Source organism: Rhizobium moroccans (genome assembly GCF_057559155.1).
This window is the reverse complement of record NZ_JBHFJG010000025.1, coordinates 1-15,776: the sequence shown is the minus strand read 5'-3', so window position 1 is coordinate 15,776 and position 15,776 is coordinate 1. Positions and strand designations below refer to the sequence as shown.

The following is a 15,776-nucleotide window of genomic DNA, read 5'->3' as shown; positions in this document are numbered from 1 at the left end:
CGCGGCGACCTCCCCCTCAAGGGGGAGGTGTTTCCCTGCCGCACCGTCTTCCACCAATCTCAGCAAAGCTTAGAAGCCAGCGCGAGGGGCAATCTTCCCGGCCCGTCGCTTAAGCTCCCGGCGTTCGTCGCTGCAATCGATTCACTGGATCGATTGCTGCCGCTTCGCGGTATCGCTCCTCACCCCTTCGGAAACTCGAGCCCCATCTCGCGGAAGCGCTCCGGATCGTCGCCCCAGTTCTCGCGCACCTTGACGAACAGGAAGAGGTGCACCGGCTGTTCGAGGATTTCCGACAGCTCCTTGCGGGAAGCGGTGGAGATCGCCTTGATCGCCTCGCCGCCCTTGCCGAGCGCGATCTTCTTCTGGCTGTCGCGCTCCACATAGATGACCTGCTCGATACGTACCGAGCCGTCCTTGCGCTCTTCCCATTTCTCCGTTTCCACATGGGAGGAATAGGGAAGCTCCTGATGCAGGCGCAGGAACAGTTTTTCGCGCGTGATCTCGGCGGCGAGCTGGCGCATCGGCAAATCGGAGATCTGGTCTTCCGGATAATACCAGGGGCCTTCCGGCATGGTCCTGGCGAGATAATCCATCAGGTCCTTGCAACCGGAGCCGGTCGTCGCAGAAATCATGAAGGTGCGCTCGAAGGGGACGAATTCGTTCGCTGCGGCAGCAAGCTTCAACAGATCTTCGTGCCTGACGCGATCGATCTTGTTGAGCGCCAGGATCTTAGGCTGGCGCACTTCCTTCAGGCCTTCGAGGATCGCCTCGGCGTCGCCGCGCAAGCCCCGCTCGCTGTCGATCAGGAGCATGATCAGATCGGCATCCTTGGCGCCGCCCCAGGCGCTCGTCACCATGGCGCGGTCCAGCCGGCGGCGCGGCTTGAAGATGCCCGGCGTATCCATGAAGACGATCTGGGCATTGTCATGGATGGCGATGCCGCGCACGATCGCCCGCGTCGTCTGCACCTTGTGGCTGACGATCGAGACCTTTGCGCCGACCAACTGGTTCACCAGGGTCGACTTGCCGGCATTGGTGGCGCCGATCAGCGCCACGAAGCCGGAGCGCGTGCCGGCGGTATCCTGCTCGCCGGCGCCAGTGTTTTCATTTTCCGTCATATCAACCAATCAATCCGAGGCGGCTGGCTTCTGCCACACACCCTCGCGTTCGAGCATTCTCGTTGCCGCCACCTGTTCGGCGGCTCTTTTGGACCGGTCTATGCCGGTTTCCGGCGCCACGCCCGGCACTTCCACCGTCACGGTGAAGCGCGGGTCATGATCGGGACCGGAGCGGTCATCGACGCGGTAGGACGGCGTCAGGCCGAATTTCGCATGCGCCCATTCCTGCAGTTCGGTCTTGGCGTCGCGCCTCGCGCCATCGGCACGGGCGGCGCGGGCTTGCCAATAGCGCAGGATGAAGGCGCGTGCCGCCTCCAGCCCACCATCAAGATAGAGCGCGGCGATCAGGCTTTCCACCACATCCGCACGCACATTCATCATCCGCTTGCCGGTAAGCTTCTTGACATCCGCGCCGGTGCGGATGAACCGGTGGAGATGCAATTCATCCGCCACATCCGCGCAGCTCTCTGCGCTGACAAGCTGGTTCAAGCGAACCGAAAGCTCGCCTTCGGCCGCCGTGCGGAACGTGCGAAACAGAAGCTCGGCCACGCAGAGCCCGAGCACGCGATCGCCCAGGAATTCCAGCCTCTCGTAATTCGCGCCCTTGGCGGAGCCGGTGCTCGCATGGGTGAGAGCCCGGTCAAGCCAGTGCTTGTCAACGAATTCATGGCCGATGGCCACCTCGAGCTGTGCCCTCTCCTCCTCCGACAGAGCCTTTGCTTTCATCATCTGACGACCTTGAAGAGCCTCTCCCATCTCATGTTCGCCGGCCACTTCCAGAACTCGCGGAACGAGGTGTCGTTGCCGATCGAGAAGAAGATGACGCTGGCGCGGCCGATCAGGTTTTCAGCCGGGACGAAGCCGACGTCGAAACGGCTATCGAGGGAATTGTCGCGGTTGTCGCCCATGAAGAAATAATGGCCTTCCGGCACGATGAACTCGCGGGTGTTGTCGCCGCGCGAGACGGGCGACTGGTCGAGCGTATCGTAGGTCACGCCGTTGTCCAGCGTCTCGCGGAAGACCGGCACGTCGGCGCCCGGATCGAGGCGATAATCGGATGTGAAGGTGCCGTCAACCTGCTTCGGCACCGGCTGGCCGTTGATATAGAGCACGCCGTCGGTCACCTGGACCCGGTCGCCCGGAAGGCCGACGAGGCGCTTGATATAATCGACGTTCGGATCGGTGGGCAGGCGGAAGACGATCACGTCTCCACGCTCGGGCTCACTGAATTCGAGGACGCGGCCGGAAAAGAGGTCCGGCGAGAAAGGCAGCGAATATTTCGAATAGCCGTAGGCGAACTTGTTGACGAAGATATAGTCTCCGACAAGCAGCGTCGGCATCATCGAACCGGACGGAATTGTGAAAGGCTGGAAGAAGACGGTGCGGATGACCATTGCCAGCAGAAGCGCCTGAACGATGACTTTGATGTTTTCCCAAAGGGCGTTCTGCTTCTTTTCAACTTTTTCGGACACGTAACGGGTCTTTCTAATTCGGGCCGCCCATCTATCGGCGGGATCGCTGTTTTCTCTAAACGCTTCCAAATGCCGGGGCAATGGCCCTCGTGGCGCGATCTTCGCCTCTACGCAGGCAGCGCCTCGATGAGCACATAGGCCTGCGCATAGGGATATTCGTCGGTAATCGTGATGTGGATCACCGGCTTGTGACCCGCCGGCATCATTCCGGAAAGCCGTGTGGCCGCGCCGCCGGTCAGCACCATCGTGGGCTTGCCGCCGGGCAGGTTGACAACGCCCATATCCTTCCAGAAAACGCCTTGCGCCAGGCCGGTTCCCAGCGCCTTCGAACAGGCCTCCTTGGCCGCGAAGCGCTTGGCATAGGAGGCGGCGCGGTTCTTGCGGCGATCAGATTTCGCACGCTCGATATCGGTGAAACAGCGATGGGTGAAGCGCTCGCCGAACCGTTCGATCGATTTCTCCACCCGGCGAATGTCGACGATGTCGCTGCCCAATCCGATGATCATGAACTTCCTTTTCCGGACAATATGCCTGAACCAAAGCGATTAGCTCGCCTGACTTGGCCATTCCTGCCGCCTCAGTCAAGCGTCAGCGGCGTCTCGACCCCCGGACAGAGACATAGGTGATCGCACGGAAGAGGAAAGCCCGCAACAGCGCGGGCACGTCATGATCCGCGAAGGAAAAGGATGGTCAAGCCACCCGGCAAGGCGGATGAGGGCCGGAGGCCATGAGCCCCCTAAAAACAAAAGGCCTCGCGTATGTCCCGCGAAGCCCGTGCCGGCGGCGCTGCACGAATGCGCTGCCGCTCTTTTTTCAAGCGACCTGACGATCAGTAGTAGGTGCGGAACAGGCCACGGTCGATCTGCCGCTGACGGTATTCGAGGTCGATGCGATCGACGGCGCCGTTCAGGTAAGCGATCTCGCGGTCCTCGGTGGTGGGGGCGCGAAGGGCGCGGGCAAATTTGCGTACGGATTTCAACATGTTCTATCTCTCTTTTCTCTCATATTGCACCGCAATAATATAGGCCCACCGAAGCCGATCCACCAGCGCCGCGGAAGCTAGTCTGCCTTGCGCTGGAAGCATGGCGGAGAAAAGAGAAGGCTCATTTTTGGGCAGACGCCGTCAATCATAGACCCGCTTGACGGTGGATATGCAGTCCAGCTCCTTCAATTGAATGAGAAGCTGGTTCAACTGGCGCAGATCCCATACCTCGACATCGATGGTCATCTCGGAGAAATCCGTGGCAACCCGGCCCATGTCGAGCGAGCGGATGTTGATATCAAGCCGCGCCACCGCCTGCGCAACGGTCGCGAGCGTGCCGGGCTCGTTCAGGGCGTTGATGACCAGGCGCGCCATGAAGCGTGACTTGTTGGCCTCGTCGAGATCCCAGCGCACGTCGATCCAGCGCTCCGGCTGATCATCAAAATGCTGCAAGGCCGGAGCCTGGATGGGATAGATGGTGATCCCCTTGTCCTTTTCCATGATGCCGATGATCCGATCTCCCGGGACCGCACCGCTCGGTGCGAAATGGACCTCCATATTGCCGGACAGGCCGCGAATGGGCAGCGGATCGGGCCCGGCCTCCTCTTCTTCCGCACCTTCCTTGCGGCGGTCCGGAATCTTGAAGATCATGCCGGAGGCGCTGCGCATGTTGAACCAGCCCTCGTCGGCCGGCTTCACCGTCACGCGCTCGTCCTTGTAGTCCGGGAATACGGCACGCAGAACATCGAGCGAGGAAAGCTCGCCGCGCCCGACCGACGCGATCGCGTCCTCGACATCCTTCTGTCCCAGCCGGTGCAGCGCGGGCTTCAGGACGTCACGCGAGAAGACCTTTCCGGCGCGCTCGAAGGTCCGCTCCAGAATACGGTGGCCGAGGCCGGCATATTGCTTCCGGATCGCCATGCGGGTTGCCCGGCGGATCGCCGCGCGGGCCTTGCCGGTCACCACGATCTCTTCCCAGGCGGCCGGCGGCACCTGCACGCCGGAGCGGATGATCTCCACCTCGTCGCCGTTGTTGAGGCGCGTGACCAGCGGCATGATGCGACCGTTGATCTTCGCGCCCACCGTCGTATCGCCGATATTGGTGTGGACCGCATAGGCGAAATCGATCGGCGTCGCACCGCGCGGAAGGGCGATCAGCTTGCCCTTGGGGGTGAAGCAGAAGACCTGGTCCTGAAAGAGTTCGAGCTTGGTATGCTCGAGGAATTCCTCCGGATTGTCGCCCTCCGCAAGAGCTTCGATGGTGTGGCGCAGCCAGGAATAGGCGTTGGATTCCTTTGAAAGAAGTTCGCCGTCGCCGCCCTCCCCGTCCTTGTAGAGCGCATGGGCCGCGATGCCGTATTCGGCGATCTCATGCATGCGCCTGGTGCGGATCTGCAGCTCGATGCGCTGGCGCGAGGGGCCGACGATCGTGGTATGAATGGAGCGGTAATCGTTCTGCTTGGGCGTGGAGATATAGTCCTTGAAACGCCCGGGCACGACACGCCAGCGGGTATGAACGATGCCGAGCGCCCGGTAGCAGGAGGGAATATCTCCCACGACGATGCGGAAGCCGTAGACATCGGAAAGCTGCTCGAAGGAGAGCGACTTCGACTGCATCTTGCGGAATACGGAATACGGCTTCTTCTGCCGCCCCTTCACCACTGCGTCGATAAGGCCGTTGGCGACCAGCAGGTCCTGCAGCTCGTCCTCGATCTTGGCAATGAGACCTTCGTTGCGGGCCGAAAGCTCGGCAAGGCGTTTGGTGACGGTCTCGTAGGCTTCCGGGTTCATGTAGCGGAAGGACAGGTCCTCCAGCTCGTCGCGCATGTCCTGCATACCCATGCGGCCGGCGAGCGGCGCATAGATATCCATGGTCTCCTCGGAGATGCGGGCGCGCTTTTCCTGCGACATGTGCTCCAGCGTGCGCATGTTGTGCAGCCGATCGGCGAGCTTCACCAGCAGCACGCGCACGTCGTCGGAGATCGCCAGCAGGAGCTTGCGGAGGTTTTCGGCCTGCTTGGCCTTCTTGGTCACCAGGTCGAGGCGCTTGAGCTTGGTGAGCCCCTCGACCAATCGACCGATATCGTCGCCGAACAGTTCATCGATCTCGGCCCGCGTCGCCGTGGTATCCTCGATGGTATCGTGCAGCAGAGCCACCGCGATGGTCGACTCGTCGAGATGCATGTCGGTGAGGATCGCCGCCACTTCGAGCGGGTGGGAAATATAGGGATCGCCGCTGGCACGCTTCTGCTGGCCATGCTTCTGCATGGCGTAGACATAAGCCTTGTTCAAAAGAGCTTCGTTGGCTTCGGGCTTGTACTTCTGCACCCGCTCCACGAGCTCATACTGCCGCATCATCCCGAAATAGGTCCCTAATTACTTTCTGAAAAAGAAATGGCGCGCCAATCGTCAGACTGGCGCAGCCATCATAATGCAGACAATCAGATTACGGCTATAGGATGAACGATTGGTAATCGCCCATGCTATCCTGCTTAGTAGTCGTCGCTCTTTTCCGGCGGCACGAGGCCTTCGATGCCGGCAAGCAGCTCTTCTTCCGACATCTGGTCGAAAGTGACGGTTTCCGGCAGGTCCTCTTCCTCTTCGCTGCGGTCCGCACCGGCGACAGCGCCGGCGCCGGCAGAGATCAGCGAAGCCGGATCGGGCTCGGGCTCGTCCACTTCCACATGCTTCTGCAGCGAGTGGATCAGGTCTTCCTTCAGGTCGTCGGGCGAAAGCGTCTCGTCGGCGATCTCGCGCAGCGCAACGACCGGGTTCTTGTCGTTGTCGCGGTCGATCGTGATGCCGGCGCCCTGCGAAATCTGCCGCGCGCGATGGCTGGCGAGCAGTACCAGCTCAAACCGGTTGTCGACTTTATCAATGCAATCTTCTACGGTGACACGGGCCATTGCCTGTCCTTTACGATCGGTAATTCTGCGGAATTGATACGCCCGATACAGGGAACGCGTGGCAAATTCAAGTTTTTCCTGCAGAATCCTTTTGCATCCCCGCACCTCGCGCCACGAAGAGTATAGTCCGCTATTCAACCCAAAGATGCTTGGAATATCGCGAATCCTGCCATAAATGACTGATATATGAATAGTTCTTAATGTAACGGATTATTCTTCCGGCAGAAGATCAACTTATCGTTTTGCCGGCATATAAAATAAAAGGGGATGGAAACCATATGTTTGATCCAAGAGAGAAGATCGCGCTCTTCATTGACGGCGCCAATCTTTACGCCGCTTCGAAAAGCCTGGGCTTCGATATCGACTACAGGAAGCTTCTGAAAGCGTTCCAGAAGCGCGGCTATCTTCTGCGCGCCTACTATTACACGGCTCTGATCGAGGATCAGGAATACTCCTCCATCCGCCCGCTTATCGATTGGCTCGACTACAACGGCTACAAGGTCGTCACCAAACCGGCCAAGGAATTCACGGATTCCATGGGCCGCCGCAAGATCAAGGGCAATATGGACATCGAACTTGCGATCGATGCCATGGAGCAGTCCGAAACGGTGGATCACCTCGTGCTGTTTTCGGGCGACGGCGATTTCACCACGCTGGTCGAGGCGCTGCAGCGCAAGGGCCGCAAGGTTTCCGTGGTCTCCACGATGCAGACCCAGCCGCCGATGATCGCCGACGATCTGCGCCGGCAGGCCGATCATTTCATCGACCTGATGGTGCTGAAGCCGGAAATCGGACGGGATCCCTCGGAACGCCCGGCGCGCCCGGCCGAACCGGTGGAGCCGGCGGACGTCTGAATATTTCGAGAATCCACGCCTGTTTTTCGGCGGCATCCCGTTCGGGATCGCGCTAAAAGACTTGCATGCTTTTCGAACGCCCCAACGATGATCTCCTTTACGAAGCGCTGATCGCACGCGATCCGGCCTATGAAGGTTTTGCCTATGCGGCGGTGAGGACCACCGGCATATTCTGCCGCCTCACCTGCCCGGCCCGAAAGCCGAAGCGGGAAAACACCGCTTTCTACGGCACGATAGCCGAATGCCTGGAGGCGGGTTTCCGCCCCTGCATCCGCTGCAAGCCGATGCTGAAACTGGGCGGGGTCGACCCCGTCGTGTCGAAGCTGCTGCAGGCGCTCGACGCAGAACCGGAACGGCGCTGGAGCGAGGATGATATCGGCGCGCTCGGCATCGATCCCTCCACCGCAAGACGGGCCTTCAAGCGGCAGTTCGGCATGAGTTTCCTGGAAATCGCCAGGCTGCGACGGATGGGAAAGGCCGCGGAGATGCTGGCCTCCGGCGAAAGCGTCATCGATACGCAGCTCGACGCGGGCTATTCCTCCGGCAGCGGTTTTCGCAGCGCCATCACTAAGCTGTTCGGCGCAGCTCCCGCCAATCTGCGCGACAAGACGCTGCTGAGAGCCGACTGGATCGAGACCCCGATCGGTCCGATGATGGCGATCGCCGACAGCCACGCGCTGCATCTGCTCGAATTCGCCGAGCGGAAGGCGCTTCCGGCGGAAATCCGAAAGCTGCAGCGTTATACCGGCAGCGGGATCGCCATGGGAAGGCATCCGCCGATCGACCAGATCGAGGCCGAGCTCACCGCCTATTTCAACGGCGAGGACCGAGGCTTCCAAACGCGGCTTGCGGGCCACGGATCGCCTTTTCAGCGCCGGGTCTGGGAAGCGCTTCGCGCGATCCCGACAGGCGGCATGAGAACCTATGGCGCACTCGCAATGGAACTTGACGCCCCCTCCTCCACCCGTGCGGTGGCGGGCGCCAACGGCGCCAACCAGATCGCTATCGTCATTCCCTGCCATCGGGTGCTCGGCGCCGACGGAAGCCTCACCGGCTATGGTGGCGGCCTATGGCGCAAGCGCTGGCTGCTCGAACACGAGAGGCGCATGGCGGCACGGGCAGAACGAAGCGAACCCGAGAAACTTGCCGCATCAGGCTGATTCCACATCCGCCAGTTTCGCCTTGCGTGCTCGGAAGATGGCCTCGACGATCAGCGAGAGCGGCAGGCCGATGGCGAGCGGGATGAAGAAATAGATGACGCGGAAGGCGACGAGCGAGCCGATGGACGCATCCTCGCCCATGACATGCCGCACGGTCGCTTCAAGCACGCCGAGCCCACCCGGCGCGTGGGTGATGAGGATCGCGAGATTGGCGAGCACGAAAGCCGTCGCCGCCTTCAGGTAGCTCACATCGGCGGTCGCCGCCATGACCTCCCTCAGACAGGCCGAGACTAGGGCGAAATTCACCGCTCCGATGACCGTTTGGGCGATGGCAATCCGCAGCGTCGGCATGCGGAACGTCCATTTGCGGATTTTCAGCGGCGCGCGGACGAAGGCCGCGAGCGCGAGATATCCTACGACGGCAAGCAGGCTGGCCGCCCCTATTCCCAGGATCGCGCCTTCCCGCAGGCGAAGGACCTTGGCGGCATCGGCCGGATTGAGGATCAGAACCACGCCGGAGAGAACGGCCATGCCGAGCCCAACCGTGACGCCGGAAAGCAGCACGATCTTCGTCACCTCCTCGGCGCTCATGCCCCAATGGGCATAGTAGCGGTATCGAAGCGCGCCGCTGCTCAGGCCCGCAAGGCCGACGCTCTGGCCGATCGACAGCGACAGGAAGGAGGCGAGCGCGATCTTCGGATAGGCAAGGCGATTGCCGACATAACGCACGCCGGTCCAGTCGAAGCCCGTCAGGCAGAGATAGGAGGCGGCGGAAAAACCGAGCGCCGTCAGCATGTTGGATGTCGGGATTGCCTGCACGGACTGGACGATATCGGCAACCGAATATTCCCGAAACGTATGATAGAGAAGATAGACCGCTATCGCGATGCCGAAGACAACCGTGGCATATGTCAGGATGGCTTTTCGTTTCGTCATATGCGGTCGATGATGCGGTAAAATGCCGGGTCGTCCGGGTTATAGCCGGGCGCGGCTTTGAGAAAGCTCACGTTCGTCGCCGAAAGATCGGCGATATCGGCAACGTGGAAAAGCCGCCAGCCGGCGCCCGTTCCGGAGGTCTGCCAGCCGCTGAGGGCCAGTTGGCCGGTGCCCACGAAACCGAGGATATGCGGCCGCACCTTTCTCGGCACGTCCTTGTAGCGCAGCTCGACCACCTTGCGGCCGTCGATGGCTTTCTTGATGATCTCGGCATAGGTCATGGCGGACCTCGCGCAATTCCCGATCCTCCTTCAACGAGGAGACACGGGAAAGGTTCACGGCCGCGCGCCTGTCAGCGGCACGATGCGGGCGCCGAACTGGAGGTCAGTTGTCCTTCAAAAGCCTGGACTTCTGGCGGTTCCAGTCGCGCTCCTTCTCCGTCTCGCGCTTGTCGTGCAGCTTCTTGCCCTTCGCCAGCGCGAGCTCGAGCTTGGCGCGGCCCTTCTCGTTGAAATAAATCTTCAACGGCACGAGCGTCATGCCTTCACGATTGATGCCCGCGCGCAGCCGGTTGATCTCGCGCTTGCTGAGCAGCAGCTTGCGGCGGCGGCGCGGCTCGTGATTGAAGCGGTTCGCCTGCAGGTACTCCGGCAGATGCGAATTGATCAGCCAGATTTCCTCGCCCTCGTCCGAAGCGTAGGATTCCGCGATATTGGCCTTGCCTTCGCGCAGCGACTTCACCTCCGTCCCCGTCAGGACGAGGCCGGCCTCGTAAGTATCAAGGATCTCATAATTGAAGCGGGCCTTGCGGTTTTCCGCGACAATCTTGTTGACCGTGCGCTGGCTGCCTTTGGGTGCCATGGTGAAGAAGTCCGTCCTGCCCTTTGATGAAGGATTGTTCCCCGTCCGCGGGCGACGGACGGGGTTCTGTCATCCATATGTAATGTGCGGGCGCCGCAAAGGGAAGCAAGAGCGGCGGCCATGCCGCCTCAGTTCAGCAGCCCCGCGTGGCGGAGTGCTGCGTCGATTGCCGCTTCGGTCGCCGGCTCCAGGGTGGAGAGCAGCGGCGAACGCACCGTGCGGTTCATGCCGCGCGTCCTGAACAGCCCGTATTTTGCGCCGCAAAGGCCCGGCTCCAGGAAGATCGCCTTGTGCAGCGGCATCAGCCGGTCGTGATATTACAGCGCCATTGCGTAGTCGCCGGCGAGCGTCGCCTTCTGGAACTCGGCGCAAAGACGCGGCGCGACATTGGCCGTCACCGAAATGCAGCCAACGCCGCCATGCGCGTTGAACCCGAGCGCGGTCGCATCCTCGCCCGAAAGCTGGACGAAATTCTTGCCGCAGGTGATGCGCTGCTCGGAGACGCGCTCGATCTTGCCGGTGGCATCCTTGACGCCGGCGATATTCCTGTGCGCCTTCGCGAGCGCTCCCATCGTCTCGGGCGTCATGTCGATGACGGAGCGGCCGGGGATGTTATAGATGATGATCGGCAGGTTCACGGCTTCCGCAATTGCCGAATAGTGGGCGTAAAGCCCCTTCTGTGTCGGCTTGTTATAGTAAGGCGTGACGACCAGCAGGGCGTCGGCGCCGACCATTTCGGCGTGCTGGGCAAGCTCGATCGCCTCGCGGGTGTTATTGGAACCGGCGCCGGCGATGACCGGTACGCGCTTATCCGCGGTCTGCACGCAGATCTCGACGACGCGTTTGTGCTCCGCATGGGAAAGGGTGGGCGATTCCCCGGTAGTGCCGACCGGCACGAGGCCGTGGCTGCCTTCCCTTATCTGCCACTCCACATGGTCGGCAAAAGCCTGCTCATCCACCGCTCCATCGGCGGTGAAGGGGGTGACGAGGGCGGGCATAGATCCCTTGAACATGCGTAGACTCCCACTGGCCGGCCATCCATTCTTCGGCCGCAATCCATGATTAAAGGTGGGCACCATAGAGCGGCGGGAAAGCGGCGACAAGCGGAGACACGCGGGATTTTCAACGCAATCCCACCGATGGGAGAACGCGCATTTTCGTGAGGTCCGGAAAGGTTTCATTAATCCGCGTGTTGGCTAATATGAATTGTCCATCGAGGGGGAAATCGTTGTCGCGAGCTACCGGATGAACAAGGCTGCCCTGCTCTTCTCGGCCTTCGGGCTCGGCCTGCCGGGACTGCCGCTTGCCGCGCCCCCTTCCGAAGGCACCGTTCCGCTTCCTTACGTTCGTCCGGACAATCCTCTGCCCGCCGCCATGCCGTTTCCGGATGTAACCGGAGCCATTCCCCGTGCTGACGGCATTGTGCCGGCAGCGGAACTGAAGGCCGGGCTGGATGCCGTTTCCAACGGTGATGCCGCATCGGCCCGCGAAATCCGCGACCGGATGACGAAGGGCTCGCTCGACCACCATATTCTCACCTGGGCGATCGCGACATCGGGCCTTCCCGGCGTGCCTTCCTATGAGATCGCCGCAGCCCAGCGTGAGCTTGCGGGCTGGCCGGGGCTGAAATCCCTGCGCGCCCATTCCGAGCGGGCTCTCTATTGGGAGAACCCGACGCCGAAACAGGTGCTTGCCGCCTTCGGCAAGACCAAGCCCGAGACCGTGGAAGGCGCGATCATTCTCTCCCGCGCTTTGGTCGCGACGGGCAGCACGGCTGAGGCGGCGGCAACGCTTCGCTCGATCTGGAGCTCCAAGACGCTGGATACGCCCACCGAGGACAATATCCTCGAGGAGTTTTCATCCCTGCTGACGCCCGCCGATCACAAGACGCGCATGGCCTACCTGCTCTATCGCAGCCGGGCCGCCCAGGCGAAGCGCTTTGCAGACCTCAGCAAAGCGCAATCCTTCCACAAGGCCTGGAGCGCGATGATCGGCAATGCCAAGAATGCCGAAGCCCTGGTCAAGGCCGCCGATCCATCCTGGGCGAACGACCCGGCCTATCTCTTCGTCCGCATTGAACTTCTGCGCCGGCAGAACAAGTACCGCGAAGCCGCCGCGTTGCTGGACAAGGCCCCCCGCGAAGCTTCCCGCCTCATCAACACCACCGAATGGTGGAACGAGCGTCGCATCATCGCACGCGGCCTTGCCGACGAGGGCGATTTCAAGGAAGCCTACCGGATCGTCTCCAACCATGCCGCCACGCTGCCCGCGGACATCGCCGATGCGGAGTTCCATGCCGGCTGGTATGCGCTGAGAGCGCTTGATGACCCGGCAACGGCGGAGAAGCATTTCCGCCGGATTCTCGACGCTTCGAAACGGCCGCTTTCCGCTTCGCGCGCTCTCTATTGGCTCGGCCGGGCGGCGGAGGCCGGCGGCCCAGGCAAGGCCGCGGAATTCTATACGCAGGCGGCGCGATATCCCGGAACCTTCTACGGCCAGCTTGCCGCCGCGCGCCTCGATATCCGGACCCTCAACGTCGCCTATCCCTCCCCCACGGCGGACGACCAGAAGAGGCTCGAGGGCCGCGAAGCCGTCAAGGCGATAGACCTGCTTGAAAGCGCCGGCCAGGACAGGCGCGCGGAGGCGCTCTACAAGGCGCTTGCGGAAGAGATCGACAGCCCCGGCGAGCTTGCGATCCTGACCGCCCGTGCCGAGCGCGACGGCAAGCACAATCTTTCGCTGGAAATGGGCAAGGCCGCCTTCGCGCGCGGCATCGACGCCGCCGCGCTCGCCTTTCCGATCGGCGTCATCCCCGCGGGCGCGGATATCGCCGGATCGGGCAAGGCGCTCGCCTATGCGATCGCGCGGCAGGAAAGCGCCTTCAATTCGGGCGCAGTATCCATAGCCAATGCGCGCGGCCTGCTCCAGCTTTTGCCGGGGACGGCTCAAGGAGTGGCCAAGCGCCACGGCCTTTCCTATGCGCCCGCCAAGCTCACCAGCGACGCCGGCTATAACGCAACGCTCGGGGCGCACTATCTCGGGGAGCAGATAGACACATTCGGCGGCTCCTATATCCTCACCTTCATCGCCTATAATGCCGGCCCACGCCGTGTGCGGGAATGGGTGGCGCGCTACGGCGATCCACGCGGGAAGCCGCTCGACGAGGTGATCGACTGGATCGAGCGCATACCTTTCCCGGAGACCCGCAATTACGTGCAGCGGGTGATGGAGAATTACGAGGTCTACAAGACGCGGCTCGGGCAGCAGGCCGAGATCGAATCCGACCTGAGATTCGGCCGGCAGTAACTTTCATCACTGACCGCGCAGACCATGCACAACTGCGCATTCACTGCCCTAAATCTTTGTTTTGATGAATATAATTCTTGCAGAACCAAACCGCTGCAGGCTTTTGCGCGACTGGCATTGCGCGAGCGACTGACAGCAAAACGGCTTCCGGCAAAACGAAAAAGCCCGGCTCAAAGGCCGGGCTTTCCTATCCGATCGTCAGATCAGATTAGAAGTCGCGCTGCAGGCGGACGATACCGGACCAGGTGTCAGCGACGTCATGATAACCGACGGAGACCTTCGAGGTCAGGCCTTCGACAATCTGGTAGTTGACGGTCGCGCCGGCTGCCCAGTCGTTCTCGCCACCGAAATCGCCATCAGCATCCGTTTCAGTATCCCAGAAGTACTGGAACTCAGGGATGATTTCGAGCTTGTCGGTAGCCTTGAACGCGTAAGCAACAGAGACGGTGGCTTCTGCGGCAGTGTAGTAGGCGTTTGCGCCAGAGGCGTAGATGCCGGCTACGTGCAGAGTGCCCGGACCAACTTCAACCGAACCCCAAACGCGAACCGCACCATCTTCGGCGCCGAAATCGTAGGAGCCGAGGACTTCGAGGGTTGCCGGTCCAAGGGTCGCCTGAATAACGCCTTCGAGGCCGACATCGTTGCCGTCACGGCCGTAGACGAAGGAGTTGCTTTCGAAGTCGTCAGACAGCTCGTCAACCTGGAGACCCGCGGTGAACGCGTCGCCCGAGTAGATGTAAGCGATCGAGGTAAAGCGCGTCTGGTTGCTCAGGAAATCCAGTTCGCCCGGAAGGTCGTTATCCCACCAGCTGAGGTAGGTACCGGCCTTGAAGCCGCCGAGCTGCAGGTAGACTTCGTCGAAGTAGAAGTTGTCTTCCGCAGTCGAACCGGAGTTGTCACGCGAAGATTCGCCATGGATGGCGATGAAGCCGGTCAGCTCGCCGAGTTCGGTGTCGCTCTTCGAGGTGAAGGCAACGCGACCACGGGTCCACGCATCCCAATCGCCATCGTTGAAGCCGTTGGCGCCACGGCCGTAATCGACCTGGAAGCGGACGTAACCACCGACCTTGAGGCAGGTTTCGGTGCCAGGGATGTAGAAGTACCCCTCGCCGAACGCGTCGCAGACGCGAACGTATTCCATCGGCTCGGGCTCGGCAGCGACGATAGCGTCAGCCGCCTGGGCGCCGGATACTGCTGCGAGAGCAGCAGCGGAGCCGAGAAGAAGGCTCTTGATGTTCATTTTGACCTCCAGTCAAAATCGACGGGAGGAAGGGCTCGTTCTTAGCCTGAAGCTCGCTCGAGGATAGGCACACAAACATCGAGGTCGTGCGAGGCCAAATGCGCATAGCGCATTGTCATCTGCAATGTTTGGTGGCCAAGCCACATTTGTACACGCCTGATGTCAACTCCTCCCCGCACCAGACGTGAAGCACAGGTGTGGCGAAGAACATGTGGCACGATATCTCGATCAATGCCCATGCCAACCTGATCTTTTGCGCTATTCCAAATGTAACGGAATCGCTGCTGATCGATAGCAACGAAAGGGCCTTCGGGACGGCCTTTTTGAGCAGTAACTGCGTCTAACGCGCGGGGCGTAAGTGGGATCGTTCTGCTTTTGCCCGATTTTGTAATCCAGAAGGTGACCCGCCGTTCATGGATGTCATTCCACCTCAGACCTATTGCTTCGCCCAGGCGCGCCCCGGTGTCGACAAGGAACACGCACAGGGCATGATAGTGCTCATCCTTTGAAGCAATGGCCGAGAACAAGCGCTTTTCCTCGTCTGTTTCGAGGAAACGGATCCGCCCCGCTCGTTCCTTTTGCCGCTTGAACTCGGGTAGGCTATGTAGGTCGCCCATCTTGAACGCTTTCCGCAGCAACTTGCTTAACGCTGCCATCTTTCGGTTGATGGTTGCGTTGCTGTTGCTCCGTTTGCGCAGTTCGCCGATCAGGCCGTCCACCATCTCTTGAGAAAAAGTAGTGAACGTTGCCCCGAGCAAAATGTCGTCCAGTTCAGCGATGAAGGCTGCGACATTGTTTCGATGGCTTCCAACCTCCCAGAGTATGTCTCCATACTTCTGGAACAATTCGGAGAGACTAATGCTTTTGACAGCCTTGAATGGGCCGCCTTGATTGAATTGGAAGTTAACCGAATATGCTAGCTTGAACGTGCTGAAGTCGCC

General features: G+C 61.0%; 15 protein-coding genes and 1 pseudogene. 3 read left to right on the top strand and 13 right to left on the bottom strand.

Annotation, left to right across the window (positions count from 1 at the left end; all coding sequences use genetic code 11):
• Positions 1-179 precede the first annotated feature (179 nt).
• From era to rpoZ, 7 genes are all read right to left on the bottom strand, one after another.
• Entirely contained in the window at positions 180-1,118 is a 939-nt protein-coding gene (era, locus tag ACE04I_RS14305) for a GTPase Era (RefSeq protein ID WP_046792933.1), read from the bottom strand.
• Between the two features lie 9 nt (positions 1,119-1,127).
• A complete protein-coding gene (gene rnc / locus ACE04I_RS14300; RefSeq protein WP_046792934.1) occupies positions 1,128-1,847 on the bottom strand; it encodes a ribonuclease III in 720 nt (239 codons plus the stop codon).
• A complete protein-coding gene (gene lepB / locus ACE04I_RS14295; RefSeq protein ID WP_487207226.1) occupies positions 1,844-2,590 on the bottom strand; it encodes a signal peptidase I in 747 nt (248 codons plus the stop codon). Before lepB ends, rnc begins: the two co-directional genes overlap by 4 nt.
• Before the next feature lie 107 nt (positions 2,591-2,697).
• Positions 2,698-3,096, bottom strand: coding sequence for a holo-ACP synthase (gene acpS, locus ACE04I_RS14290; RefSeq protein ID WP_046792936.1), 399 nt, complete (start codon positions 3,094-3,096; stop codon positions 2,698-2,700).
• A gap of 323 nt (positions 3,097-3,419) precedes the next feature.
• On the bottom strand, positions 3,420-3,572 hold the full coding sequence (locus ACE04I_RS14285; RefSeq protein ID WP_082118229.1) for a DUF3563 family protein: 153 nt from the start codon (positions 3,570-3,572) through the stop codon (positions 3,420-3,422).
• Positions 3,573-3,713: 141 nt separating this feature from the next.
• Entirely contained in the window at positions 3,714-5,930 is a 2,217-nt protein-coding gene (locus ACE04I_RS14280; RefSeq protein WP_487207225.1) for a RelA/SpoT family protein, read from the bottom strand.
• A 134-nt stretch (positions 5,931-6,064) separates the two neighbouring features.
• Positions 6,065-6,478, bottom strand: a complete 414-nt coding sequence (rpoZ, locus tag ACE04I_RS14275; RefSeq protein ID WP_046792938.1) for a DNA-directed RNA polymerase subunit omega — start codon at positions 6,476-6,478, stop codon at positions 6,065-6,067.
• Between the two features lie 278 nt (positions 6,479-6,756).
• On the opposite strand from rpoZ, the gene ACE04I_RS14270 reads away from it, so the two are divergent.
• Positions 6,757-7,332, top strand: coding sequence for a LabA-like NYN domain-containing protein (locus ACE04I_RS14270; RefSeq protein WP_046792939.1), 576 nt, complete (start codon positions 6,757-6,759; stop codon positions 7,330-7,332).
• 65 nt (positions 7,333-7,397) lie between these two features.
• Positions 7,398-8,492 carry a bifunctional transcriptional activator/DNA repair enzyme AdaA gene (locus ACE04I_RS14265; RefSeq protein WP_046792940.1) on the top strand — a complete coding sequence of 365 codons (1,095 nt, stop codon included), beginning with the start codon at positions 7,398-7,400 and terminating at the stop codon, positions 8,490-8,492.
• On the opposite strand, the gene ACE04I_RS14260 is transcribed toward ACE04I_RS14265, so the two are convergent.
• From ACE04I_RS14260 to dapA, 4 genes and pseudogenes are all read right to left on the bottom strand, one after another.
• Positions 8,484-9,428 (bottom strand): lysylphosphatidylglycerol synthase transmembrane domain-containing protein, encoded by a 945-nt coding sequence (locus tag ACE04I_RS14260; protein WP_046792941.1) that lies wholly within the window; start codon positions 9,426-9,428, stop codon positions 8,484-8,486. The genes ACE04I_RS14265 and ACE04I_RS14260 overlap by 9 nt on opposite strands.
• The gene (locus tag ACE04I_RS14255; protein ID WP_046792942.1) at positions 9,425-9,709 is read right to left on the bottom strand and encodes a hypothetical protein; all 285 of its coding nucleotides are present in this window, start codon (positions 9,707-9,709) and stop codon (positions 9,425-9,427) included. Before ACE04I_RS14255 ends, ACE04I_RS14260 begins: the two co-directional genes overlap by 4 nt.
• A 103-nt stretch (positions 9,710-9,812) precedes the next feature.
• Positions 9,813-10,289: an SsrA-binding protein SmpB gene (smpB, locus tag ACE04I_RS14250; RefSeq protein ID WP_046792943.1), complete on the bottom strand. Its 477-nt coding sequence runs from the start codon at positions 10,287-10,289 to the stop codon at positions 9,813-9,815.
• A 128-nt stretch (positions 10,290-10,417) separates the two neighbouring features.
• Positions 10,418-11,302: pseudogene (gene dapA, locus ACE04I_RS14245) on the bottom strand (4-hydroxy-tetrahydrodipicolinate synthase).
• 232 nt (positions 11,303-11,534) lie between these two features.
• Here dapA and ACE04I_RS14240 point away from each other — a divergent pair.
• Positions 11,535-13,595: a lytic transglycosylase domain-containing protein gene (locus ACE04I_RS14240; RefSeq protein ID WP_046793052.1), complete on the top strand. Its 2,061-nt coding sequence runs from the start codon at positions 11,535-11,537 to the stop codon at positions 13,593-13,595.
• A 208-nt stretch (positions 13,596-13,803) separates the two neighbouring features.
• Here the strand turns inward: ACE04I_RS14240 and ACE04I_RS14235 are convergent, their stop codons facing one another.
• Both ACE04I_RS14235 and ACE04I_RS14230 read right to left on the bottom strand, forming a co-directional pair.
• A complete protein-coding gene (locus ACE04I_RS14235) occupies positions 13,804-14,835 on the bottom strand; it encodes a porin (protein ID WP_046792945.1) in 1,032 nt (343 codons plus the stop codon).
• 41 nt (positions 14,836-14,876) lie between these two features.
• On the bottom strand, positions 14,877-15,776 hold a 900-nt coding region (locus ACE04I_RS14230), incomplete at its 5' end, for a tyrosine-type recombinase/integrase (RefSeq protein ID WP_487207224.1).

Excerpts from the sequence above, each read along its gene's own strand:
- ACE04I_RS14280 (WP_487207225.1), bottom strand. The coding sequence starts at position 5,930 with ATGATGCGGCAGTATGAGCTCGTGGAGCGGGTGCAGAAGTACAAGCCC.
- ACE04I_RS14240 (WP_046793052.1), top strand. The coding sequence starts at position 11,535 with ATGAACAAGGCTGCCCTGCTCTTCTCGGCCTTCGGGCTCGGCCTGCCG.
- rpoZ (WP_046792938.1), bottom strand. The coding sequence starts at position 6,478 with ATGGCCCGTGTCACCGTAGAAGATTGCATTGATAAAGTCGACAACCGG.
- ACE04I_RS14255 (WP_046792942.1), bottom strand. The coding sequence starts at position 9,709 with ATGACCTATGCCGAGATCATCAAGAAAGCCATCGACGGCCGCAAGGTG.
- ACE04I_RS14235 (WP_046792945.1), bottom strand. The coding sequence starts at position 14,835 with ATGAACATCAAGAGCCTTCTTCTCGGCTCCGCTGCTGCTCTCGCAGCA.
- rnc (WP_046792934.1), bottom strand. The coding sequence starts at position 1,847 with ATGATGAAAGCAAAGGCTCTGTCGGAGGAGGAGAGGGCACAGCTCGAG.
- acpS (WP_046792936.1), bottom strand. The coding sequence starts at position 3,096 with ATGATCATCGGATTGGGCAGCGACATCGTCGACATTCGCCGGGTGGAG.
- ACE04I_RS14285 (WP_082118229.1), bottom strand. The coding sequence starts at position 3,572 with ATGTTGAAATCCGTACGCAAATTTGCCCGCGCCCTTCGCGCCCCCACC.
- era (WP_046792933.1), bottom strand. The coding sequence starts at position 1,118 with ATGACGGAAAATGAAAACACTGGCGCCGGCGAGCAGGATACCGCCGGC.
- smpB (WP_046792943.1), bottom strand. The coding sequence starts at position 10,289 with ATGGCACCCAAAGGCAGCCAGCGCACGGTCAACAAGATTGTCGCGGAA.
- ACE04I_RS14265 (WP_046792940.1), top strand. The coding sequence starts at position 7,398 with ATGCTTTTCGAACGCCCCAACGATGATCTCCTTTACGAAGCGCTGATC.
- ACE04I_RS14260 (WP_046792941.1), bottom strand. The coding sequence starts at position 9,428 with ATGACGAAACGAAAAGCCATCCTGACATATGCCACGGTTGTCTTCGGC.
- ACE04I_RS14270 (WP_046792939.1), top strand. The coding sequence starts at position 6,757 with ATGTTTGATCCAAGAGAGAAGATCGCGCTCTTCATTGACGGCGCCAAT.